The organism is Nonomuraea sp. NPDC003201, from assembly GCF_053590415.1.
On sequence record NZ_JBSFTC010000033.1, the window covers coordinates 22,679 to 44,425 of the forward strand.

The window sequence follows — 21,747 nt, forward strand, 5'->3', positions numbered from 1 at the left end:
CGGCCTGAAATGGCTGCAGGTAATTGCCATATTCAGGGCGGCCGATAATAAATCGGGAAAATGCGCATCATGCGTCGCCAAAGCGAAACTCCCTCTCCTCTCGGCCGCCTTGTGGATACTCTCTAGCGTGCGGATCGAGCGGTCGGCGGGTGAGGGAGACTGCGTGCTGGACCAGCGGAATCATCAAGGGAAGTTCGCCGAGGACTATGTGAGGGTGCTCGCTTCGGCCGCGGGCCTTCTCGTCTACAAGGACGATCTCGACCATGACGGCATCGACCTGGGATTTCGATATGCCGGACGAGCGGGGTACATCTCCTCGCCCGCTATCGAGGTGCAGGTCAAGTCGTGGTCGAAGCCGCTGAGCAAGGGCCCGGATCTGCAGTTTCGCGGGCTGAACGAGGTGCAGTACAACAAGCTCGTCGCCGGTCCGTTTCTCGTTCCCCGTTACCTTTTCCTCGTCGTGGTCCCACCGGAGATCGAGCGATACGCACGCGTGGAGACCGAGGGGCTGACGTTGAGCCGGCTCTGCTACTACCGCGGGTTCGAGGGGGAGCGGCCCATCGCCTCTCCCAGCGCCAAACGGCAGGTCCCCATCCAGGTGCCGTTGGGGAACGTTCTCACGGTCCGCGCGTTACGCGAGCTCGTCGGAGCGCCCACGGGACCGCTCGCCTGATGAGGAACGTGTCAGTCGCCGATGTCAGCAGTTACCTGGCCGCTACCGGCTGGGTTCGTCAGCCGGAGGGCTGGAGGGGCGCGGCTGTCTGGGTGCATGAGGGCGATCACGAGATCCTGGTGCCCGGAGCGGACCATCTGGCCGACGGACCGCGGCGTCTCAGAGAGACCCTTTCGCTGCTGGCGAGGGTGGAGGGCCGCTCTCCTGAGGACATCGCATCCGACATCAGCTCGCCCATGGCCGATGTCCAGTGGTATCGCGCACCGATCGTCCCCATGGATGGGGAGTTCGGGCTGGTGGACGCGGTTACAGCCCTCAACAGCGCGCACGCCGCCCTGAGCGCGGCGGCGCGTGCCGCTCTGGACGGACCTCGGCCGGTGTTCGACGGCACAGCCCCCAAAGCAGTGCGTGATCTGCTCGCCCGCGTCTGGATCGGACCGATCGTGCCGTCAGCGGACCTCCTCACGGTACGCATCCCCTTGGACGGGGAGAATTCCGGCGATCCTCCGCTGGCGCGCCGCACCTTGACCCTGCTGCAGCGCGCCACGCTGCTCCTGCGCGAAGCCAGCGCCGAGGTACGCAGAACCGGCGACATCAGCGTCTTCGACGACACGGTCCGGGACGGCGTGTCGGCCGACCTGTGCGTCGCGCTCGCGCGATTCGCCGGCACCGATCCCGGGACCCGGTTCGAGGTCGGCTTCCGCTGGGCCCGCGCGCTGCCCTCCGAGGTCCCCGCGCGGACGGTGGTCTTCGAGGCCGAGACCGGCACCCTGTTGCGCCGCGTCGCGCACAGGCTGCGGCGCCTCCACCGCGAGAGCGCCTCTGCCACAGGCCTCATCGGCACGCTCTTCGACAACGGCGGTGCGGACCGGTTCCGTGTCCACGTACGCGGCGAGGTGGCCATCGGGGACGGCGAGCCACGCGGCTCCATATGGGTGCGCCTGCCCGACGAGGCGGCCTACGACGTGGCCGTCGAAGCGCACCGCAACCGGACCCTCGTGCGTGCGGCCGGCACGCTCAAGGACGTCAACGGCCGCCGGGAACTCATAGCGACCAGCTTCCACACCGTTGTGGACGATCGATCCGAGGAGAGCTGATCATGAAGAACACCGCCTTCGGAACCCGGGAGCGGGCCTTGCTCCTGGGGCTGATGACGCTCGGCGGGACGGCGTCCAATCCGGAGCTGCGAGCCCATGTCGGGGACACGCTCGACGGAGAGCCCCGGCGCCGGGTGAACAAGCTCGGTCTCGTCACAAGCGAGAAGCCGGGCAGGTCCTACCACCACACGCTCACCGAGGACGGTTGGGCCTGGTGCGTGACAGAGCTGGAAGGCTCGGCTCCGGAACGCGGAGGATCGCTCGGCCGCACCCTTTACGGCGTCCTCCGCATGATCAAGGGCTACCTCGACGCCGCGGATCTGAGCCTGGCCGAGCTCGTCGTCAAGGCCCGCGAAGGCGGGGCCCCGGCTCCGGACGATCCGACCAAGGCGATCCGCGACGCCTACTGGCACCTGGCTCGCGAACCGCAGGACTGGGTGCTCCTGACACATCTGCGCGCACAGTTGGGAGATGTCCCCCGGGAGGAGGTCGACGAGGCGCTGCGGCAACTGGAACGGCTTCCGGACGTCCATCTCGTACCGGAGGCGGACCAGAAGACCCTGACCGACGAGGACAGGGAATCGGCCGTCGTCGTAGGCGGTGTGAGCAAGCATCTGCTGGCGATCGAGGCGCGATGAACGAGACCGAGGAACGGGCACTACGCGCGATCTCCAGGGTCCTCAACTGGGCGACCACGGCCGAGCATGCCTGGAACCCGCCGCCCTTCCACATCGACGGGATGCATCCGCGGGCGGAACAGCTGATCCTGGACGGTATCGACGAGGCGTCCGCAGCCTCCCGGACCAGCCCGCTCGGCGTCGTGATCCAGGGGGAGGGAGGCGCTGGCAAGACTCACCTTCTCGGCTGGGTCAGGGGCAAGATCGCGCAGGCCGGCGGCTACTTCTTTCTCGTGGACTTCAGCGCCGGAGACGACTTCTGGCATCGGACCATGAGCGCGATGGTCGAGGACCTCGGCCGTTCGGCCGCGGGCCCGGACGCCCCGAGCCAGGCGATGGTGGCCCTGCGTGCCCTGGCCGCACTCGCGGGAGCCGAGGACCGGATCGGGGCAGCCGTCGAGCGCGGGACGGGCATCACCCGCGAAGACCTCGATGCTCTGGTGAGCGGTCTGGTGGCCCGGAACAGGCAGTTGCTACGGTGTCGCGACACCATCCGAGCGCTCGCCCTCTACGCCGTCGCCTCGGGCCCGGCCCTTGACGTCGCCTTCGACCACTTGATGTCGACCGAGGAGGCGGAGGAAGGCGACCGCGCAGCCTGGGGAATGAGCAAAGCAGTCAAGAAGCCGCATGACATCGCGGTCGAGCTGTCGATGATCCTCGCGCTGACCGGCCCCAGCGTCATCGCGGTGGATCAGATCGACGCGCTCCTCGAACACTCCCGCGCGGCCGGCGCCCCGGACTCCGTCGCGCCGCCGCCTGATGCCAAGCCACGCAAGGACGTGATCGACGAGGTCGCGAGCGGGCTCATGGCCCTGGTGCACGCCACCCAGAGAACGTTGTGCCTGGTGGCCTGCCTGCCCTCGTCGTGGAACCTGATCAGGAACCGGGCCATCGGCACGGCGCAGGACAGGTTCCGGCCTTCCTTGATCCTCACCACGATCGCGAGCGCTGACATTGCCCGGAACCTGGTTGAGCGAAGGTTCGCCGTGGCCTTCACGCATGCGGGTTTCACCCCTCCCACTCCCGCCTGGCCCATCGCCCCTGCCGCGTTCGCGACAGCGCCGGGCCATACGCCGAGGACGCTGCTCCGCCTCATCAGCGCACATGTCGCGACATGTCGGGCGGAAGGCGAACTACGTCCGCTGGAACGTTTCGATCGAGAAGAGCCGGTTCCCGGGGTGACTCCTGTTGCCGAGACCGTTCCCGCCGTGCCGGAGACGAACCTGGCCCGGCTCGACGCGCGGTTCGCCGACTTGTACGGACGGGCCGACGTATCCAACACGTTCGATCCGGAACACGAGGACGAACTCGCCCCACCCTTGCTCGCCGCGGGTCTCAACGCCTGGATCACGGAGCAGGACAAAGCGGGCGAGGCGTTCTCCGTCGATCCACCGCCGGGCCGCCGGCCCAGCCTGCACGCGAGGTTGCGGCAGGCACTGGACCCCAATTCCGAGGAGCAGCGGCACTGGACGTTCCGGATGATCGGCGCATCGCACCACATAGCAGCACTCAAGCGGCTGAACGACGGCATCGCGGCGTCCGGCCTGGGGCCGGAGGTGCCCGACCGGTGTTTCGTCGTGCTGCGGAATCTCGCATGGTCGGACGGGCCGGCCACGCAAGCCTGCCTGACACAGCTCAAGGAATGGGGCGGGCTGTCACTTGCCGTACGGGGCGACGACCTGCGCGTCTTCGAGGCGTTGCGGCAGATGGCGGCCGATGAGGACCCGGAGTTCGAGACCTGGCTGCGTGCGCGCCGTCCGGCCGGCGGCACCGAGTTGCTCAGCGGCCTGTTCGGCGCGCTGACATTCCCCGATCCGGCACCGCCTCAGCCGTCGACGGCGGGATCCGAACGCCCGGCGAGGACCGTTCCGGAGGTCACGGGCGACCGCACCGCGGTCATCCCGGTCGGCAGGCGTCTGGACACCGGCGCCGATCTGGAACTGAAGCTGAGCCTCCTCACCCGCCACACGGCCGTGTTCGCCGGATCCGGCTCCGGCAAGACCGTGTTTCTGCGGCGGCTCATCGAGGAGTGCGCGCTGCACGGTGTGTCGTCGATAGTGCTCGACTCCAACAACGACCTCGCCCGGCTGGGCGATCCCTGGCCCAGCCCGCCTCCTGGTTGGAGCGACGAGGACGCGGACAAAGCAGCGCGCTACTTCGCCGAGACCGAGGTCGTGATCTGGACCCCGGGCCGTTCTCGTGGACGCCCGCTGACTTTCCAGCCGCTCCCCGACTTCGCGCCAGTGCTCGATGATCGTGATGAGCTGGACTCAGCCCTCGGCCTGGCTGTCGAAGCGCTCGCCTCCCGGGCGAACGTGGACGGGGCAAGCGCCAAGGCCCGCAAGGGGAAGGCCATCCTCCGCCAGGCGTTGGGTCACTTCGCCCGCTCGGGCGGCGGCGACTTCACCGCGTTCCTCGGCCTTCTCGCCGCCCTGCCGCTGGAGGTCAGCCAGATCGACCGCGCGGACCAGATCGCCGCCGAACTGGGACAGCTCCTCACCGCCGCGACGATCAACGATCCACTCTTCGCGGGCAGCGGTGAGCCGGCCGACCCTGAGCAGTTGCTCAGCCCGTCCGGGGGCAAGCGGGCCCGCGTCTCCGTCATCAGCTTCATCGGTCTCAGTGACCAGGCGAGACCAGGATTCGTCAATCAGCTCCAGATGGCCCTGTTCTCCTGGATCAAACGGAATCCGGCGCGCGGCCGTCCCCTCAACGGCCTGTACGTGATGGACGAGGCGCAGGCCCTCGTACCGGCGACACCGAAGACCGAAGCGCTGGCCAGCACGCTGACCTTGGCCTCACAGGCCCGCAAGTACGGCCTCGGCCTCGTCTTCGCCACCCAGACACCCCGCGGTCTGCACAACCACATCGCGGGAAACGCCACGACTCAGTTCATCGGGAGAATCAACAGCCCCACGCAGATCGAAGTGGTCAAGGGGTTGGCGCGGGCCCGCGGAGGCCACGCCGACCGGGTCGGACGGCTGGATACCGGGCAGTTCTACGCCGCGAGCGACGGCATATCCGAGGTGCTCATCCGAGGACGCCAGTGCCTGAGCCATCATCCCTCGGATCCACTCACCGAGCAGGAGATCATCGAGCGGGCATCCGGCTGACGTCGGACCGGCGTACGGCGCGCCGGGTCGTCAGGCGGACAGCAGGCCGTGGGAGAGCTGGTCGGCGGCCCAGTCCTCCCACTGCGCCGTGGTCCACCCGCATTCCCGCCTCATCACCAGGAACAGATCCGGCGACAGGATCCCGACGGTGACGTCGGTCGCTCGGTGCTCGGTCAGGTCGGGCCGCAGGGCCTGCAGGCGGCTCAGGATGGCGACGACCTCCCCGTGGGCGGTGTGCCGCTGCTCGCTGTTGGCAGCCCATTGAGTGGCCATGTCAGGGTCGCCGGCCGCCGCGTCGCGGACCACCGCCAGGACGGGGGCGACCCGGTCGAGGATGACCCCGCTCTGGTGCACCCATCCTTGTACGACCTCCATCGGGTCCTGCGCCGCTTGCAACGCGGCGAACCAGGGCCGTTGGAGGAGCGGCACGGGCTCGTCGTCTCCGGCGGAGGCGACGTCGACCACGTGCTTGAGCAGCTGGCTCTTGGTTCCGTAATGGAAGTACACCGTTTGTACCGACACCTCGGCCGCGTCGGCGACCAGCTGGAAGGTCGTTCCGGCGTAGCCCCGCACGACGAACAGCCCTTGGGCGGCGTTCACGATACGGCTTCTGGTCTGTGCCGAGCGCCGCTTCGGACTCTTGACGTCTTCCACCGATTTAGAGTACCACTTTAGAGTATGACCCTAGAGTGGCACTACAAAAGAGGTGGGGCATGGTGCTCTTAGGCGGGTTCCACCACGTCAAGCTGCCCGTCTCCAGCGTGCACAAGAGCCTGGAGTGGTACCGGCGGGTGCTCGGCCTCGAGGTGGCGATCGAGTTCGTCGAGGACGGCGTGCTGCGCGGCGTGGCGCTGGCCGATGCGGAACAGACGCTCATGATCGCGCTGCGTGAGGAGCCCGAGCGGGCCGCCGGGTTGAGCGGGTTCGATCCGGTCGCGTTGGCCGTGCCGACCTTGCAGGCGCTCCACGCCTGGTCCGATCACCTGGACGCGCTCGGTGTGGAGCACTCCGGCGTCGCCGAAGGCAGCGTGGGATGGCTGATCGGCGGCATCACCGACCCCGACGGCATCGAGATCCGGCTCTACACCCGGCAGAGGCGGCCATGAGCGCGCTCCACCTGCCGGCCGGCGCCGGTGCCACCCATCGGTTCCTCGGCACCACGATGACCGTGAAGGCGGGGGAGTCGGAGACCGGCAAGGCCCTGACCCTGATCGAGCAGGAGTGCCCGCCGTACTTCGCCACTCCCTGGCATGTGCACCAGCACGACGACGAGGCGTTCTATGTGCTGTCGGGGACCGTCCAGCTGTACTGCGGCGACCGGACCTGGCAGGCCGGAGCCGGCGCCTTCGTCCTGCTGCCACGCCACCTGCCCCACGCCTTCGCCAACCGCCAGGACTCGCCGCTACGCCTGCTCCAACTGACCTGGCCGGCCGGCTTCGAACACTTCGCCGCCGACATCGCCGCCCGTGACACCGACCCCGGCCTGCTGGCCGAGGTGGCCGCCCGTCACGGCTACCAGATCATCGGTCCACCACCGGACACCACCCCGTGATCTGCCCGCGACTCCGGTTCGCGCGGAGCCGCGCTGACCCCACCTTGGCTCTCCACCGAAGGGAACGTTCCATGCTGAAGAACCGCGGGATCTTAGCGGCCATGGGCGCACTCACGCTGACCACCGCCATCGCGCCGGCGGCACCGCCGTTCGTCCCACGCATCCGTCAGCGGCCGGTGGATCCGTCGATCTGCTCGCGGAGGATGTCGGCGTGGCCGGCGTGCCGGCCGGTTTCTTCGATCATGTGCACCAGGACCCATCGCATCGATGGCGCCGGTTCTGGACGTGGGGCTCGCGGGGCGGGAAGGGCCAGGTCTGGGCAGGCGTCGATGACCTGGTTCGCTCGCTCGACGGTCTTGCGGTAGTCGGCGAGTACACCGTCGACGGTGTCTTGCGTGGACGGTCGCATGGTGGCGGGCCAGTCGCCGACGTCCTCGCCGAGGAAGTAGAACCGTTCGACGAACGCCAGGTGCTTGAGCAGCCCGAGAAGGTTGGTGCCCGACGGCACTCCGCCGGTTCGGACCTGCGGTTCCGGCACGCCCGCGACCTTGTCCGCGACCGCGTCGCGCAGATAGTCGAGGAAGCCCCGCAGGGTGGCCTTCTCGTCGGCGCCGGTCCGCGGAGGCTTGGTGTCCTTGGATCGCTGCGTGCGGCTTGCCGGCATCGAGTCGCTCCGTTTCGGCGTGACGTCGTGTGGTGTGGTTCGGGCGCTCATCCGGCGGTTCGCTGGATGAGCAGGACGTGGTCGATGGTGGCCGTCTGGCCGGCGGGTCCGGTCGCCCGGCGGTGGGGCCTGTCGGCGCGCAGGACGGTCCAGTGCGCGGGGTCGAGATCGAGTTCGGCGGCGATCTCGGTGGGTGTGGGGTGGTGGAGGTCGGGGTCCTGGTTCCACGACCAGGGCGCGGTGGAGCCGTGGTCGACGATCAGCAGCAGCCCGCCGGGGCGCAGGGCTTGCGCGGCGGTGCGCAGGACCTGGCCGCGGAGCAGCGGGAACGGGGTGTGGAAGTACTGGGCGGAGACGAGATCGAACCGACCGGCCGGGAAGCTTCGGGCCAGATCGTGCTGTTCGGTGGCGACCCGGTCGGCGATGCCGAGTTCGCGGGCGCGTTCCCGGACCCGTTCGACGGCGGTGGCGGAGATGTCCACGGCGGTGACGTGCCAGCTCCGCCGGGCGAGCCAGATGGCGTCGCCGCCGGCGCCGCAGCCCAGATCCAGGGCGGCGCCGGGGCGCAGCGGCGCGGCGGTCTCGGCGAGCAGTGGGTTGACGCGTGCGTCCCAGGTACGGCGGGCGCGGTAGTGCCGCTCCCAGAACAGCTCGGCGTCCTGGTCGCCCGCGACGTCGGCGGTGGGGTGGCGGTGCCGGGTGGTGTCCACGTGAGGTGCCCTTCGTCGGCCGGCGTGATCCGGAAACGCCGGTGGTGTACCGGCAGCATCGCCGCCGTCATCGCGGACTTGCAAGAAAAGTTGCGGATCCGCATCATCGACGGCATGGACACCTCCGAAGACGTTCTGGCCGGAGTCGGGCCGCGGCTGCGTGCCCTGCGCCGGGCGCGGGGCACCACGCTGGCGGCGCTGGCGAACGAGACCGGCCTCACCGCGAGCACGCTGTCCCGTCTCGAGAACGGCAAGCTCCGTCCCACGCTGGAGCAGCTGCTGCCGCTGGCCCGGGCGCACGACGTACCGCTCGACGATCTCGTCGCGGCGCCGCCCACCGGTGACCCGCGCATCCACCTGCGGCCGGTGCGGCGATCCGGGCTGGTGATGGTGCCGTTGACCAGGCGCGCCGGCGGTGTCCAGGCCTACAAGGTGATCTATCCGCCCGCCGGACGATCGGCCACGATGAAGCTGCAGACCCATGAGGGATATGAGTGGTTCTACGTCCTCAACGGACAGGTCAGGTTCGTGCTCGGGGAGCAGGAGTTCCTGGTCGGTGTGGGCGAGGCCGTGGAGTTCGACACCCGCATCCCGCACTGGATCGGCAGTGCCGACGAGCGGCCCGCGGAGCTGCTCACCCTGTTCGGCGCGCAAGGAGAGCGCGCCCATCTGGCGCCGTCCAGGCACTGACCGTCGCGGCCCTCGGCCGGCCGGTTACTCACCAGCCACCTGTGAGGTGACGCGCTCGATGGCCTGGACGGCGACATCGGGCTGGTCGACGTAGATGTAGTGCCCGCTGTCGGTGGCCGTGCTCAGTTTGCTGCCGCTGGACACCGCGAGCCACTTGCGCTGGCCCGCGGACCACGCCCGCTCCAGGCGCGGCCCGTACGTGGGGATGGCCGCGAGGTACTGCTTCCCGTGCTGGATCACCTCCATGGGGATGTTCCCGGCGGAACGGACCTTCCCGTCGGTGATGACGAGCTTCTCCGGGTTCTGGCCCTGGAATATCGCGAGGTTCTGCGCGCGTACGTCGGCCGCCGGGCCCTTGGCGGACTCGGGGATCGCCTTCGTGATGTCGTCCACCATCGTGGGTGACGTGGTGTCCAGCAGGACCAGCCCTTTGACCCTGTCCTGATGGTCGGGGACGTACCTGGCGGCGATCAGCCCGCCCAGCGAGTGCCCCGCCAGGACGACCGGGCCGTCACCGGCGACCCGGTCGAGCACCCCGGTGAGGACCTTCCCGGTGCCGGCGAAGTCCTGAGGGCCGTCCGGCTGGTCGCTCGCGCCCGCGCCGAGCCGGTCGTAGGAACAGACCCGGTTCTTCTTGCTCAGCGTCTTCTGGAGGGCTGCCATCTTGTCCAGCCCGTCGCCTCCTCCGTGCATCAGCATGATGACCGGCCTGCCTTTCGCCGGGTCGCCCGAACAGGAGACGTTCACCGACCGGCCCGCGACATCGATCTTCCTGGTTCCGGAGATCGGGCCGGCATCGGCTTTCTGCGTCGTGGGGGCGAGCGGGTCCCAGTTGTCCAGCGAGTCGCTGTCGCAGCCGGCGACCGCCGCCCCGACCACGGTGCTGCACAGCGCGGCCACAACGGCGGACTTGTATGTGCGGAGCATGATGTCCTCCAGCGAGAGACGTCTTCACACGGCGGCTGAGGCGCCGTGCCACGTCGTAACGCTATGGAGTCGATGCTTCCGGAATCGTCACCGTACGGGGGACATTCGCCGGTAGCTCGCAAGGGGGACACGTGGGCGGCGGTGTGACCGCTAGGCTCGTCCGATGATCGATCTCCGCCGGGTCCAGGGCCTGTGGCGGCGGTGTGACGTCACGGTACGGGATTTACCGTTCGCGCTGCTGCTGACCGTCGCGTCACTCCTGCCGGCGTTCCAGGGTCGCGGGACGCAGATCGGCGACCTGCCGCCCCGCCCCTACGACGCGCTGGCCGTCGTCGTGATCGCTCTCGAGTGTCTCCCGCTCGCCGTGCGCCGGCGGTGGCCGGCCGCCGGTCTCGTCCTGGTGTCGCTCGGTTTCGCCCTCGACCAGCTCTTCGCCTATCACGCGTTGGCCGGCACCGCGCTGCCCATCGCGCTCATCAGCGCGGGCGCCCATCTGGAACGTGGCCGGCGCGTCACCGTGATCCTGCTCTCCGCCGCGTACCCGCCGCTGATGATCGCGCTCGACCGGCTCGGCTCGAACGAGACGCTTGCCGACATCGCGCTGTTCTACCTGGCGCTGGTCCTCGCATGGGGCATCGGGGCCTGGCTGCGCTCCACCCGGGCCGCCGAGGCCGAACGCCGCCGCCATGTCGCCGAGGCCACCCGCGCCGCCGAACGCACCCGCATCGCCCGCGAACTCCACGACGTCGTGACCCACCACGTGACGGCGATGGTCGTACAGGCCGAGGCGGCACGCTACCTGACCGCCGCACCCGACCGCCTCGACGCGACGCTGACCGCCGTCACCGACACCGGCCGGCGGGCCATCAGCGATCTGCGGCACCTGCTCGACCTGCTCAAGGCCGACCACGACACCGACGCCGGTACGCCGTCCGCCGGCGATCTGCACACGCTCGTGGAGCAGACGCGTCAGGCCGGGCAGCCGGTGACGTTCACCGAGGAGGGGGAGCCCGCGGAGTCGGCAGGCAGCGCCGAGTTCGTGGCCTATAGGGTCGTGCAGGAAGCTCTGACGAATGCCCTCAAGTACGCCCACGGCAGTCACACCGAGGTTCGCGTGGGCTACGGCGAGAAGGAGATCACCGTGGAGGTCGGCACCGACGGACCCGGCTCCCGCACCCGCTCTCCCGGCGGGAGCGGGCGGGGCCTGGCCGGGCTCCGCGACCGGGTCGACGCCCTGGGCGGCGAGTTCAGCGCCGAGCAGCGGGCGGGCGGCGGCTTCGACGTACGGGCCCGCATCCCCGCCGGGAGCGCGTCGTGACCGCGCCGATCCGGGTCCTGGTCTGCGACGACCAGGCGCTGATCCGCACCGGGTTCGCGACGATCATCGATGCGCAGCCCGACCTGGAGGTGGTGGGAGAGTGCGGGGACGGCCGCGCCGCGGTCGACCTCGCCCGCCGGCTGGACCCGGACATCGTGGTGATGGACGTGCGGATGCCGGTGCTCGACGGCATCGGGGCGACCCGCCTGCTGGCCGGCGCCGGGGTGGCCGATCCCGTCAAGGTGCTCGTGGTGACGACGTTCAACCTGGACGAGTACGTGTACGAGGCGCTGCGCGCGGGGGCCAGCGGGTTCCTGCTCAAGGACGCCCCGCCGGCGCAGCTGCTGCACGGCATCCGCACCGTCGCGACCGGCGCCGCGCTGCTGGCACCCGAGGTGACGCGGCAGCTCGTCGGCAGGTACGCGTCGCGGATCCGCCCCACCGAGGACACGCCGGACGACGCCGCGCTGACCCCACGCGAACTGGAGGTGCTGCGCCTCATCGCCGACGGCCTGTCCAACAGCGAGGTGGCCGCGACGCTGGTGATCAGCCAGGAGACCGTCAAGACGTACGTGTCGCGCATCCTCACCAAGCTCGACCTGCGAGACCGCGTGCAGGCGGTGGTCTACGCCTACCGCAGGGGCTTGGTGACCTGAGCCCCCTCGACCGTGCGGGTCAGTCGTCGATCGTGCGGTTCCGGCGCTGGACGTACAGGCGGTTGCCCTTCGGCCCCGTCCATTCCACCCGTACGACCCCGGGCACCGCCGTGTCGCCGACGCGCGACGGGTCGGACCAGTAGCCGAATCTGGGGTTGCGGAAGAACGTCGCCCACAGCTTGCCGCTGTGATCCACGAAGAAGTTGTTGTGGCCGGCGCCGACACCCACGGTCCACCGCTTCGAGTACGGTCCCTCGAACGTGTCCGAGACGGCGACGACCGCGTCGTAGTGGTACTGCGTGCGACCGGCGCCGGGCGGGTCGTAGGCGTACCGGGTGCTGCCGTCGGCATTGGTCGAGGATCGGTTCCAGGCGGCCTGGAGCAGGAAGTACTTGCCGCCGTGCTTGAACACGTACGCGCCTTCGAGATACGGCTCGGGCGCGTAGGGCACCTGCTGGAAGCTCGGGAGGTCGGTGGTCGGGACGATGTCCTCCATGTCGTCCCGGAACTTCGCGTACAGGTGGTTGTGCAGCACCAGCCAGGCGTCGTCGCCCTCGGTGTAGAGGCTGCCGTCGATGTGGTGGTAGGCGCCGGGCAGGATGAAGCTGGGCCCGCCGACGAAGGAGTCGCCGAAGGGTTTGTCGTGGTTGCCCTGGACCAGCCGGTACGGGCCCTCAACCCCGCCCTCGCTCACGAGCATGAACGAGCCGACCTTCTTCGAGTGGTCGCCCATGCAGGCGACGATGTACCACTTGCCGCGGAAGTAGTGCACCTCCGGGGCCCAGACGTCGCCGCGCTTGCCGAACTGGTCGTCGTTCCAGTACTCCTGCCACGGAGCGACGACCATGCGTCCGGGCCGGTTCTCGTCGGCGAACTCGGGCGACCAGACCTTGCCCTTCTCGGCGCCTGGGCGGATGCCCGTGGTGTCGGCCAGCGTCCACGGCCCGCGCAGGGACGGGGACACCCACACGAAGATGCCGTCGTTCCACGGGGCGGCCCCGGCGATCCCGGGCGCCCGGGTGGTGCCGGTGGCGACGTAGATCGGACGGCCCTTCACCACGAAGCAGTTGACGTAGGTGTCGCGCATCCAGACCCGGCCGAGCTCCTGGTCACGGGGGCGCAGTGCCAGCGGGAGGATGAAGGAGTTGTCCTCGCGCGGCCACAGGTCGAGCCGGGTGTCGGCGAGGCCGTAGGGCTCGAGGTCGGGCCAGTTCGACGGGTATCGCTTCATGGCGGCGTTCGTCGGCGTCGCCTGCGCGGCGGTCGCGGGCAGCGCCGCCGCTCCCAGCAGGCCGGCGGCGCCCGCCAGCAGGGACCGTCGGTCGACGTTCAACCCGTTGTCGGCATCAGTCATCACTCACGTCCTCCACGTCAGCGCCCCTTCCGGTGGGCAGCTTGCGGAGAGTGTGCCTAGTCGTTCATATTTCGTCAATAACCCGGAAAAAATAGCCCGCGATCGCGCAGGTGAGGTCACAGGAAGAAGAACGCAGGTGACGCCGTTGTGGACAAAACAGTTTTACGGGCTTGTCGAATCGCCGGCGGCTGAGCGTACCGTGCCCCCGCCGGCCACCAGCGCGACGACCGTCTGGCCGGCCGCGGCCACGCACATCAACATGATCGGTGCTCGCCAGCCGGAGCTCACCGTATGCAGCAGCCCGAAAACCACCGGCCCAGCGGCGGCCGGCAGGTAACCGATCGACTGCGCCATCGCCGACAACGCGCCCGCCACGCTCGCGTCCTGCGCGCGCAGGCTGATGAAGGCCAGCGCGAGCACGAGGCAGGCGCCGCCGCCCAACCCGAGGACGACACTCCACAGCAACGCCAGTCCCGGCGCCACGAAGAGTCCGAGGTAGCCGAGGAGCATGACCGCCGAGCAGATCGTCGCCAGCGCGCGCTGGTTGCGCGCCCACCGCATCGCGCCGGGCACCGCCAGGCTGGTCAGCACCGCGACCGCCTGGAACAGGAACAGCAGCCATCCCGCGCTGGCGGCGCTCATGCCGTTGTCCTGGAAAACCTGGGGCAACCACGTCACGACGACATAGAAGCCCAGCGACTGCAGTCCCATGAACGCCGTGACCGCCCACGCCAGCCCGGAACCCCACGGCAGCCGCTGTCCGCGAATCGCCTGTGCGGCACGCCCCGGAGCCCGCATCTGGGGAAGCCACAGCAGGACGGCCACCAGCGCGAACAGGACCCAGCAACCCAGCGCGGTGTACCAACCGCCGGGGGCGACCTCGCTGATCGGCACCGCCACCCCGGACGCCACCGCGGCGACACCGCCCATCACGGTGGCATAGGCGCTGGTCAGCAGTCCCACCTTGGTGGGGAAATCGCGCTTTATGAGGCTCGGCAGCAGCACGTTGCCCACGGCGATGCCCGCCCCGATCAGCACGGTTCCGCCGAACAGACCGACCGCCGCCGGCACCCACCGGAGCGCGATTCCCAACGTCAGCACCACGAGCGCGGCACCGAGGAGCCGCTCGGCTCCCCACCGCGCGGCCAGCCGGGGCACCAGCGGGGACAGCACCACGAACGTCAGCAGCGGCAGCGTGTTCAGCAGGCCCGCCACGGCCGGGGCCAGACCCAGATCGGCCTGCACCTGATCCAGCAACGGCCCGACGCCGGTCAAGCTCGCCCGCAGGTTCGCGGCCACCACGAGCAGCCCCCACACCAGCAACGCCTGACCGGAACGCCGCGTCGACGTACTCTCCATGCGCACCACGATCGAGCCGCACCGTGGCCGGCAGCCAGACCGAGCTCAGGCTAGCCCCAGAAGGGATACCCTCCGCACTGTGCGATCACCGGGCGGGCCGGTAGCGTGTCGACGTGGGGACGCCACTGGGGAATTCGTCCGGGCCAAGCGCGACAGCATCCAGCCGGAATCCCGTGGACTGCCGGACCGAGGCCGCCGCCGGTCACCGGGTCTGCGCCGGTTGGACCTCGCCACGTGGGCCGGCATCAGCGTCGAATACCTGACCCGCATCGAGCAGGGCCACGACCGCAATCCGTCGCCGGCGGTCATCAACGCCCTCGCCGACGCGCTGCGCCTCAGCCCTCCGGAGCGCAACCACCTGCGCTACCTCGCGAAGATCACCGGCGACGAATGCGCCGTCCACATCCGGCCCGTGCCACCTTCCCGGCAGGTACGACCGTCCGTCCTGCGGACACTCCGCCTCCTCGAACCCGGCGTCGCCATCGTGACCAACCGGCTGGGCGACGTCCTCGCCCACACCGGCGGCTACGAGCTGGTCACCAGCGGCACCGGACTGCTCGACGCCGCCCACCCGAACCTCAACCGCTACCTGTTCACCGACCCCCGCGCCCGGACGTTCTTCGCCGACTGGGCCGACATCGCGGACGAGCAGGCCTTCGACCTGTGGCAGGCGCCATCCCTCGAGAACCTCGAGTGGCTCACCGCGGAGCTCACCCCCATCGCCGGACCCGACTTCACCCGCCGCCTGAAGCGTCATGTGGTGCCGCGACGTGGCGTTCTCCGGCTCAACCACCCGGCCGGTCACCGGCTTCGACTGCTTCGCGAGACGCTCGAACTGCCTGCGGAGGCCCAGCAACTCGTCGTCTTCCTCCCGGCCGACGACCAGACGGCCGAGGCCGTCGACCGACTCCGGCGCCGGTCCCACGGTCGGCTCCGGTCCATCTCGTGACACACCGCGAGCATTCGGATTCCCGTCAACGCAGTGCCGCGATCATGACGAGGCCCCACCGCGCGTGCCGCACCCGTAGCACGCTCTCCGTACCCGCCTCTACCCGCTCCGATCCTCACGCCGTTGCCACCATGCCCAAGCGGAGCCGGGCGTTGGTGAGGTTCGACGGAGGTAATACAGGTCGACGGGCAGGACCAAGGCATACAGATGCGGTCTGGCCCACGGAGGTAAGCCGACGAGAGCGCGTTGAAGTCGCCGGCGGGGCGCCTCGCCCGTGCACTCATCGCACTCGCACCTACGGAAGAGGCGATCAGCGGTTCCCACCAGGGCCGCCTCGTGCCAAGCCACCAGGGCCGCCGCCACCGCGCCCGGCCACATGCGAGTGTGTTCGAGGGTGATCACCGCGGCCATGGGACGACGGCCGAGCCCAGGAACATGATGGATCACAGCTCTGTGGGTCCCGCACGCCGATCCTCGCGTACGGACCTGGGAAGGGCGCCTACGCGGCATGGCCCTTTCTGATCGATGACATGACCAGGATGATCGCACGCAGCGAGTGTGAGGTCCAAGCCCGACGAGGTGTCTACGTGCGCGGCCCCAGCAGGTCCTGCAACGCGGCCGTCATCGCCGCGACGAGGTCACGTCGCGGGTCGATGAGCCACTGCTTCCGGCTGTCCGATCCGAAGGAGTCGGCGTTCTCGAGGACGGCCACGAGGAGCGCGCTCTTGCTGGGGAAGTGATGGCCGACGCTGGTCAGACTGAGGTCGAGCTGCTTGGCGATCTCCCGCAGCGACCCGCTCCGGTAACCGCGTGCCGAGAAGACGGAGGTCGCGGAGGCGACGATCTCGGCTCGGCGGCGCGCGCTCTTGGCGTAGGGGCCCCGCCGAGTGCCTGGTCGACCCCCTGTGGACCGAGGAGTACCAGGCCGACCTGCTGGACGTGTACCACCGGGTCTTCGACCGGGTCGACGCGCGCGCCCGCTGGCGCAAGGACGAGTGAGTCCCCAACGATCCCGGCTCCGGCCGAGCGCACCCTTGCAGGATATTGAGAAGCGGCGTGGTGGCCATGAACTCGCAACGTCAACAATGGGTGATGGATCAACTCATTGCGTTTATGGTCGGCGCCGATCTCGCATGGCGCACAAAGGCGTGAATCGGGCCGATATCCGCCAGGCAGAATGCTGTCCTGTCGGCGAGTGAAGAGAAGGATGAGGTCTTCCAGCCGGGTCGGAGCGAAGGCGACGGTGGCTGCGCTGCGGAAATACGGAGCGATACCCGCGATCGATGTGAGCCCCGCCCGCCCTTCCTGCGGGTAGGCCGGAATCATCTTCAGGAAATCTGAAATTCCACATTCTGGCGAGATCGATCCGTGTGAAGCGCCAGAGCTCATGTTGTGCTTACCTTTGTCTGTGCCCGGTGATCTCCTCGACCTCATTTTGCTGACCCTGCTCATCCTCTCCGGCGTCTCCGGTTATCGCCAGGGATTCATCGTCGGGGCCGCGAGCTTCGTCGGCTTCGTGGGCGGATGCGTGCTCGGGATCTACATCGCGCCACCTGTCGCGGGCCTGATCGTGGACGGGGATGTCCCGGAGTCCATGCTGGCGATCATCATCGTGTTCCTGACCGCGATGATCTTCCAGTTCGGTACGTCCACTGTCGGCGCGGTGATCCGCTCCTACCTGCGGCACGAGCCGGGCAGAATGCTGGACGCGCTGGGCGGCACACTCGTCTCCGGTTTATCGGTGCTGGTCATCGCCTGGCTCGTCGGCAGCGTGCTGGTGTCCAGCTCATTGACCACCATCGTGGAGCAGATCCGCGGCTCACTGATCCTGGGGACGGTGGACCAGGCGATACCCCAGGCGGCACGTGACTGGCAGAAACCGTTCAAGCGGTTCATCGACCGATCCGATTTCCCGCCGGTGCTGGACGCGATCGCCGGCCAGCCGACCGTGAACGTTCCGCCGCCGGACACGGAGGTGCTCGACAGCGCCGGCCTGCGAGCGGCGCGGACAGGCATCGTTCAGGTGCAGGGAGTGGCCCGCTCCTGCAACAAGCAGATCACCGGCACCGGATTCGTGTACGCGCCCGATCACATCATGACCAACGCGCATGTGGTCGCCGGGGTCGACAGCGAGCTGGTCGTCATCGATCACACAGGCCGATCGCTCCCCGCTGTGGTGGTCCACTACGACCCGCAGCGGGACGTGGCGGTGCTGTACGCGCTCAACCTCGGGTTGCCGTACCTGACCTTCGACGCCGAGGCGGACAAGGGCGACGACGCCATCATCGCCGGGTATCCCAAGAACCAGGGGTTCACCACCCAGCCGGCCCGGGTCGCGGCGCGGCAGCGGGCTCGTGTCCCCGACATCTACCGGGTCACCGAGGTGACGCGGGAGGTCTACCTCATCCGGGGCAAGGTCCAGCAAGGCAATTCGGGCGGCCCCCTGTTGAGCCCCGACGGCCGGGTGCTGGGTGTGGTCTTCGCCGCCGTCGTCAGCAAGGACGACACCGGGTACGTGCTCACCGCCTCCGAGGTCGCCTCCGACGCCCGCCGCGCCGCCGGCGCCACCCAGCCCGTCAGTACTCAGGCCTGCGACTGACGCGGGTTGTATCGCGGTCAGATCCCCTCGCCGGGACGGCCCACACCGTCGCGCGGCGGTGGCCGGTGCGTTCGCTCGGACGGCGCCGGTCACGGCTTGAGGACGATCTTGCCGCGCGGGTGGCGCTTCTCCACCTCGCGGAAGGTGTCCTGGACCCGTTCCGATGGATAGGTGGCGGCGATCGGGACCTCCAGCCGTCCTGTACGGATGAGGTCCGCCAACTCGACCAGCACCTCGACGGTGGATGCGCCGGGCGTGCGCGACGCGCCCATTCTGCCCGCCGCTGACACCGTACGAGGCGCGGTTTACCCGGCGTCGAGCTGGTGGTCGGCCCAGACGTAGGTTTCGGGGAGCAAATCGGTGATGAGGACCGTTCGGATGCGGTCGTCCTTGCCGACGATGACCTTGAGGGCGGGGAAGTAGTCGAGGAGGACCTGACGGCAGCGGCCGCATGGGGGGACGACGCCCCGGTCGCGGTCGCCCACGGCGACGATGGTGTCCAGCTCGTAGGCGCCCTGGGCGGCTGCCGCGCCGATGAGGACCAGCTCGGCGCAGGGTCCTCCCGTGAAGTGGTAGGCGTTCACGGCGGTGATGATCCGCCCGTCCCGGGCACGGGCCGCGGCTGCCATGGTGTGGTTGTCACCCCGGCAGCGAGTGCGGGCGACGTGCGCCGCGGCCTGGATGAGTTCGTGGTCGACGTGGTGGGGCTGCGCGGTCATCTTCTCTGCTTTTCCAGGTCCTGAATGTGGCATTCATTACCGGCCCTTGGCTTCACAGGGCCCGTGGCGGGGGTAGTCCCTCCCTCATGGGGCGATCTCGGGCTCCAGGAGGAGGTCGACGATGTACGCAATGGTACGGCGGTACGAGGGGGTAACCGATCCCGCCGAGGCCGGACGCCTGGTGAATGAGGAGTTCGTGCCACTCATCCGCCCGATCCCCGGGTTCGTGGCCTACTTCTGGGTTGACGCCGGGGATGGGGTGATGCTTTCCACCAGCGTCTTCGAAGATCAGGCTGGAGCCGAAGCATCAACCAAGACGGCCGCGGACTTCGTGCGGGAGCGCATGGTCTCCCTGCTTCCCAACCCTCCTCAGGTCACGGCCGGTGAGGTTGTGGCGTCCGGATAGTCCGCCACCCGGATTGCTGCCGCGTCAACGTCCGTAGGGCCGGTGTTCCCGGGGGCCGGGTGGCGACCGAGGACAGCATTCCGGAGCCTGGAACGCCCTGGGCGCGCCGGCCGTCATCCTCAGCCCCACCGTCCCCCTGACCAGGGACGCCCGAGCACTTGGATCGCGACCCAGGTCGGGTTCACCCTGCTTCTGGCCTGGAGCCCGTGGCTCGTGTTCGGCGGCGGTGGCCGGAGTGTGGCTCGACGACAAGCAAGGCCGGGCCGGGGTCAAGGATCGGGGTGGCCGCCACCGTCGCCGGACTGGTCCTGTTCGCACGCCTCGGTTGACGGCAGCCCGGCTGCTCGGCTCCTTCAGTCTCCAAGGCTGCTCAGGTTCTGGGGTTCGGCGACCCAGCCGGCGGTCAGGATGAGGCGGCTTCGGCGGTCGACCGTGAGGAATCCGAAGGGATGGCTGAAGCCGAGGTCGATGTGCCTGACGCGGTAGGGAGGCGGCGGGGCTATTGCGCCTGCGACGGCGCCGAGGGCGGTTACGGCGGCGGCCTCGAAGCCGGTGGCTTGGAAGGTGGCGACGGCGTCCTGCCGGGCCTGGGTGACGGCGAGCGGCTGGGCGCTGATGCCGGGGAAGTGCCCGCGGGTCACGTCGGTCACCGTTGCCAGGCCGAAGACTTCGGGCAGGTCCAGGAGGTCGTGCGTGGAGGCGATGGTGAAGCGCGGGACCGTGACGTTCAAGGCGTCGTCCGGGGTGTGGTCGCGGACGTGACGGACGGTCATTCCGGGACCCGGGCTGCCCGTACGCAGGAGGCCGGCCGGGGTGGTGGGGTGGCGCCCGGCCAGTACGTCGATGCCGGCGGTGAGGACGTGGCCGGGTTTCATCGATTCGTCACCGAGAACGAGGTGGACGTCGATTCCACCTGTGCCCATGACGCGGAGCATGGTCAGCGGGCCGGCGGGGGTGTCGGCGACTCTGGCCCGGTCGAGAATGCGGGTCCTGCGGCATAGGACGTGGATCTCACGTCCGGCCCACGGGCCGTACTCGAACAGGTCGATGCCGTCGGTGAACGGGCGTAGCCAGGTGGTGCGGACGGTCAGCGCCATGGCCAGGACGAGGAGCACGCGGTCGGTCAGCTGGAGGGGCATGGCGGGGATGAGCCCGCCGGTCTGCTCCTTGGCCCAGGCGTCGAGTCTGAGCTGGTCCGCGGCGGAGTCCGAGGTCAGCTCGCCGTACATGCCTTCGGGAAGCGTGGCGATCCAGGCCGGATGCAGTGGCAGGTCCGGCCGGGACCACAGGCCCAGCGCCGACCGGATCGCCGTGGATCCGTCCATGATCGACAGTACGGCTCGGGCCGCCTGGGACGCGGTGGCGGCGTCCATCCCGACGGCCTCCTGCAGTTCCCCGCGACCTCGTCCCTCGGCAGCCGATGCCAGGTGAGCCAGCAGCGGCCAGGCTCCCGCGCCGGCCATCACGACCGATCCACCCGAACAGGTCTTCACCCACCGGGCGGTTAACGCGTTCACCGCGGTCACCGAGTCGTGCTGCCAGTTCATACGCAAAAGTCCCGTTCCGAAGGGAGACCTTAAGAGATCCGTAAGGTGATTCCGCGAGGCTACAGAACATCAGAGCGGCTGAGCCGGACGGCTCCGCCCCTTCCTTGGAGGAACATCATGAGGACGATCGCTGCAAGCCTGTTCATCTCGCTCGACGGGGTCGTCGAGGAGCCGGCACAGTGGCACTTCCCGTACTTCAACGACGAGATGGGCGCCGCCGTGACGGCGCAGATGGCCGACACCCTGCTCCTGGGCCGCAAGACCTATGACAGCTTCGCCGGAGCGTGGCCGGAGCGGGAGGCCGAGGGCGGCGAGGACGCGGGCTTCGCGAAGACGCTCGGTGACGCGCGGAAGATCGTCGTGTCGCGCCAGCCCCTGGAGTTCAGCTGGCGGAACTCCGAGCTGCTCCAGGGCGACCTGGTCAAGGCCGTGACCGCGTTGAAGAACGAGCAGGGCGGCCGCATCGCCATCAGCGGCTCGGTCTCGGTGGTCCGCCAGCTCCTGACCGCGGGACTGCTGGACGAACTGCACCTGCTGGTGCACCCGATCGCCGTCCGCAAGGGCGAGCGCCTGTTCGACGAGGGGGAGAGCTCCATCCCGCTGGAACTGATCAAGTCGGAGACGTTCGCGACGGGCGTGCTGTACCTGGTCTACCGGCCCGCCGGGGCGAGCGGTGACGCCTCCTACGACGACGCCAAGGCCCACCTGTCCCAGGGCGAGCAGTAGACGCGAGAGTC

General features: G+C 69.2%; 24 protein-coding genes and 1 pseudogene. 14 read left to right on the plus strand and 11 right to left on the minus strand.

Going from position 1 to position 21,747, the window contains the following annotated elements; translation table 11 throughout:
* Positions 1-127 precede the first annotated feature (127 nt).
* The 4 genes from ACWDX9_RS15660 to ACWDX9_RS15675 are packed head-to-tail and all read left to right on the plus strand — an operon-like array spanning position 128 to position 5,560.
* On the plus strand, positions 128-673 hold the full coding sequence (locus tag ACWDX9_RS15660) for a DUF4365 domain-containing protein (RefSeq protein ID WP_449953901.1): 546 nt from the start codon (positions 128-130) through the stop codon (positions 671-673).
* Positions 673-1,770: a hypothetical protein gene (locus ACWDX9_RS15665; RefSeq protein ID WP_449953903.1), complete on the plus strand. Its 1,098-nt coding sequence runs from the start codon at positions 673-675 to the stop codon at positions 1,768-1,770. The genes ACWDX9_RS15660 and ACWDX9_RS15665 overlap by 1 nt, the downstream gene beginning before the upstream one ends.
* Before the next feature lie 2 nt (positions 1,771-1,772).
* The gene (locus tag ACWDX9_RS15670; RefSeq protein WP_449953906.1) at positions 1,773-2,408 is read left to right on the plus strand and encodes a hypothetical protein; all 636 of its coding nucleotides are present in this window, start codon (positions 1,773-1,775) and stop codon (positions 2,406-2,408) included.
* Positions 2,405-5,560 (plus strand): ATP-binding protein, encoded by a 3,156-nt coding sequence (locus ACWDX9_RS15675; RefSeq protein WP_449953908.1) that lies wholly within the window; start codon positions 2,405-2,407, stop codon positions 5,558-5,560. The genes ACWDX9_RS15670 and ACWDX9_RS15675 overlap by 4 nt, the downstream gene beginning before the upstream one ends.
* 30 nt (positions 5,561-5,590) lie before the next feature.
* Here the strand turns inward: ACWDX9_RS15675 and ACWDX9_RS15680 are convergent, their stop codons facing one another.
* Positions 5,591-6,160 carry a TetR/AcrR family transcriptional regulator gene (locus ACWDX9_RS15680; RefSeq protein ID WP_449953911.1) on the minus strand — a complete coding sequence of 190 codons (570 nt, stop codon included), beginning with the start codon at positions 6,158-6,160 and terminating at the stop codon, positions 5,591-5,593.
* A 113-nt stretch (positions 6,161-6,273) separates the two neighbouring features.
* Between ACWDX9_RS15680 and ACWDX9_RS15685 the strand changes: the two genes are divergently transcribed.
* Positions 6,274-6,666, plus strand: coding sequence for a VOC family protein (locus ACWDX9_RS15685; protein WP_449953913.1), 393 nt, complete (start codon positions 6,274-6,276; stop codon positions 6,664-6,666).
* On the plus strand, positions 6,663-7,112 hold the full coding sequence (locus ACWDX9_RS15690) for a cupin domain-containing protein (protein ID WP_449953915.1): 450 nt from the start codon (positions 6,663-6,665) through the stop codon (positions 7,110-7,112). Before ACWDX9_RS15685 ends, ACWDX9_RS15690 begins: the two co-directional genes overlap by 4 nt.
* 166 nt (positions 7,113-7,278) lie before the next feature.
* On the opposite strand, the gene ACWDX9_RS15695 is transcribed toward ACWDX9_RS15690, so the two are convergent.
* Complete coding sequence (locus tag ACWDX9_RS15695) at positions 7,279-7,776, minus strand: DinB family protein (protein WP_449953917.1); 498 nt, start codon at positions 7,774-7,776, stop codon at positions 7,279-7,281.
* A 47-nt stretch (positions 7,777-7,823) separates the two neighbouring features.
* The gene (locus ACWDX9_RS15700; protein ID WP_449953920.1) at positions 7,824-8,486 is read right to left on the minus strand and encodes a class I SAM-dependent methyltransferase; all 663 of its coding nucleotides are present in this window, start codon (positions 8,484-8,486) and stop codon (positions 7,824-7,826) included.
* 114 nt (positions 8,487-8,600) lie between these two features.
* Between ACWDX9_RS15700 and ACWDX9_RS15705 the strand changes: the two genes are divergently transcribed.
* Positions 8,601-9,176 carry a helix-turn-helix domain-containing protein gene (locus tag ACWDX9_RS15705; RefSeq protein ID WP_350731851.1) on the plus strand — a complete coding sequence of 192 codons (576 nt, stop codon included), beginning with the start codon at positions 8,601-8,603 and terminating at the stop codon, positions 9,174-9,176.
* A gap of 24 nt (positions 9,177-9,200) precedes the next feature.
* Here ACWDX9_RS15705 and ACWDX9_RS15710 read toward each other — a convergent pair whose 3' ends face one another.
* Positions 9,201-10,103 carry an alpha/beta fold hydrolase gene (locus tag ACWDX9_RS15710; RefSeq protein ID WP_449953924.1) on the minus strand — a complete coding sequence of 301 codons (903 nt, stop codon included), beginning with the start codon at positions 10,101-10,103 and terminating at the stop codon, positions 9,201-9,203.
* Between the two features lie 163 nt (positions 10,104-10,266).
* Here ACWDX9_RS15710 and ACWDX9_RS15715 point away from each other — a divergent pair, with 163 nt between their 5' ends.
* Positions 10,267-11,421 carry a sensor histidine kinase gene (locus ACWDX9_RS15715; RefSeq protein ID WP_449953927.1) on the plus strand — a complete coding sequence of 385 codons (1,155 nt, stop codon included), beginning with the start codon at positions 10,267-10,269 and terminating at the stop codon, positions 11,419-11,421.
* Positions 11,418-12,077 (plus strand): response regulator, encoded by a 660-nt coding sequence (locus tag ACWDX9_RS15720; RefSeq protein WP_449953930.1) that lies wholly within the window; start codon positions 11,418-11,420, stop codon positions 12,075-12,077. Before ACWDX9_RS15715 ends, ACWDX9_RS15720 begins: the two co-directional genes overlap by 4 nt.
* Before the next feature lie 19 nt (positions 12,078-12,096).
* Here the strand turns inward: ACWDX9_RS15720 and ACWDX9_RS15725 are convergent, their stop codons facing one another.
* A complete protein-coding gene (locus ACWDX9_RS15725; protein ID WP_449953932.1) occupies positions 12,097-13,431 on the minus strand; it encodes a family 43 glycosylhydrolase in 1,335 nt (444 codons plus the stop codon).
* A gap of 162 nt (positions 13,432-13,593) precedes the next feature.
* Complete coding sequence (locus ACWDX9_RS15730; RefSeq protein ID WP_449953935.1) at positions 13,594-14,790, minus strand: CynX/NimT family MFS transporter; 1,197 nt, start codon at positions 14,788-14,790, stop codon at positions 13,594-13,596.
* 79 nt (positions 14,791-14,869) lie between these two features.
* Between ACWDX9_RS15730 and ACWDX9_RS15735 the strand changes: the two genes are divergently transcribed.
* Positions 14,870-15,739 (plus strand): helix-turn-helix domain-containing protein, encoded by an 870-nt coding sequence (locus tag ACWDX9_RS15735; protein ID WP_449953937.1) that lies wholly within the window; start codon positions 14,870-14,872, stop codon positions 15,737-15,739.
* Positions 15,740-16,322: 583 nt separating this feature from the next.
* On the opposite strand, the gene ACWDX9_RS15740 is transcribed toward ACWDX9_RS15735, so the two are convergent.
* Both ACWDX9_RS15740 and ACWDX9_RS15745 read right to left on the minus strand, forming a co-directional pair.
* The gene (locus ACWDX9_RS15740) at positions 16,323-16,451 is read right to left on the minus strand and encodes a hypothetical protein (protein ID WP_449953939.1); all 129 of its coding nucleotides are present in this window, start codon (positions 16,449-16,451) and stop codon (positions 16,323-16,325) included.
* 51 nt (positions 16,452-16,502) lie between these two features.
* Positions 16,503-16,583: pseudogene (locus tag ACWDX9_RS15745) on the minus strand (hypothetical protein); the annotation flags it as partial.
* Between ACWDX9_RS15745 and ACWDX9_RS15750 the strand changes: the two are divergent.
* Positions 16,550-16,738: a hypothetical protein gene (locus ACWDX9_RS15750; protein WP_449953941.1), complete on the plus strand. Its 189-nt coding sequence runs from the start codon at positions 16,550-16,552 to the stop codon at positions 16,736-16,738. The pseudogene ACWDX9_RS15745 and the gene ACWDX9_RS15750 overlap by 34 nt on opposite strands.
* Positions 16,739-17,147: 409 nt before the next feature.
* Complete coding sequence (locus ACWDX9_RS15755) at positions 17,148-18,338, plus strand: MarP family serine protease (RefSeq protein ID WP_449953943.1); 1,191 nt, start codon at positions 17,148-17,150, stop codon at positions 18,336-18,338.
* 89 nt (positions 18,339-18,427) lie between these two features.
* On the opposite strand, the gene ACWDX9_RS15760 is transcribed toward ACWDX9_RS15755, so the two are convergent.
* Both ACWDX9_RS15760 and ACWDX9_RS15765 read right to left on the minus strand, forming a co-directional pair.
* Complete coding sequence (locus ACWDX9_RS15760) at positions 18,428-18,610, minus strand: zinc-binding dehydrogenase (RefSeq protein WP_449953946.1); 183 nt, start codon at positions 18,608-18,610, stop codon at positions 18,428-18,430.
* Between the two features lie 33 nt (positions 18,611-18,643).
* Positions 18,644-19,057, minus strand: coding sequence for a hypothetical protein (locus ACWDX9_RS15765; RefSeq protein WP_449953948.1), 414 nt, complete (start codon positions 19,055-19,057; stop codon positions 18,644-18,646).
* A 121-nt stretch (positions 19,058-19,178) separates the two neighbouring features.
* Here ACWDX9_RS15765 and ACWDX9_RS15770 point away from each other — a divergent pair, with 121 nt between their 5' ends.
* Entirely contained in the window at positions 19,179-19,463 is a 285-nt protein-coding gene (locus tag ACWDX9_RS15770; protein WP_449953951.1) for a hypothetical protein, read from the plus strand.
* Between the two features lie 353 nt (positions 19,464-19,816).
* Here ACWDX9_RS15770 and ACWDX9_RS15775 read toward each other — a convergent pair whose 3' ends face one another.
* The gene (locus ACWDX9_RS15775; protein WP_449953954.1) at positions 19,817-21,010 is read right to left on the minus strand and encodes a serpin family protein; all 1,194 of its coding nucleotides are present in this window, start codon (positions 21,008-21,010) and stop codon (positions 19,817-19,819) included.
* 117 nt (positions 21,011-21,127) lie between these two features.
* Between ACWDX9_RS15775 and ACWDX9_RS15780 the strand changes: the two genes are divergently transcribed.
* Positions 21,128-21,736, plus strand: coding sequence for a dihydrofolate reductase family protein (locus tag ACWDX9_RS15780; RefSeq protein WP_449953957.1), 609 nt, complete (start codon positions 21,128-21,130; stop codon positions 21,734-21,736).
* The last annotated feature ends 11 nt before the right edge of the window (positions 21,737-21,747 follow it).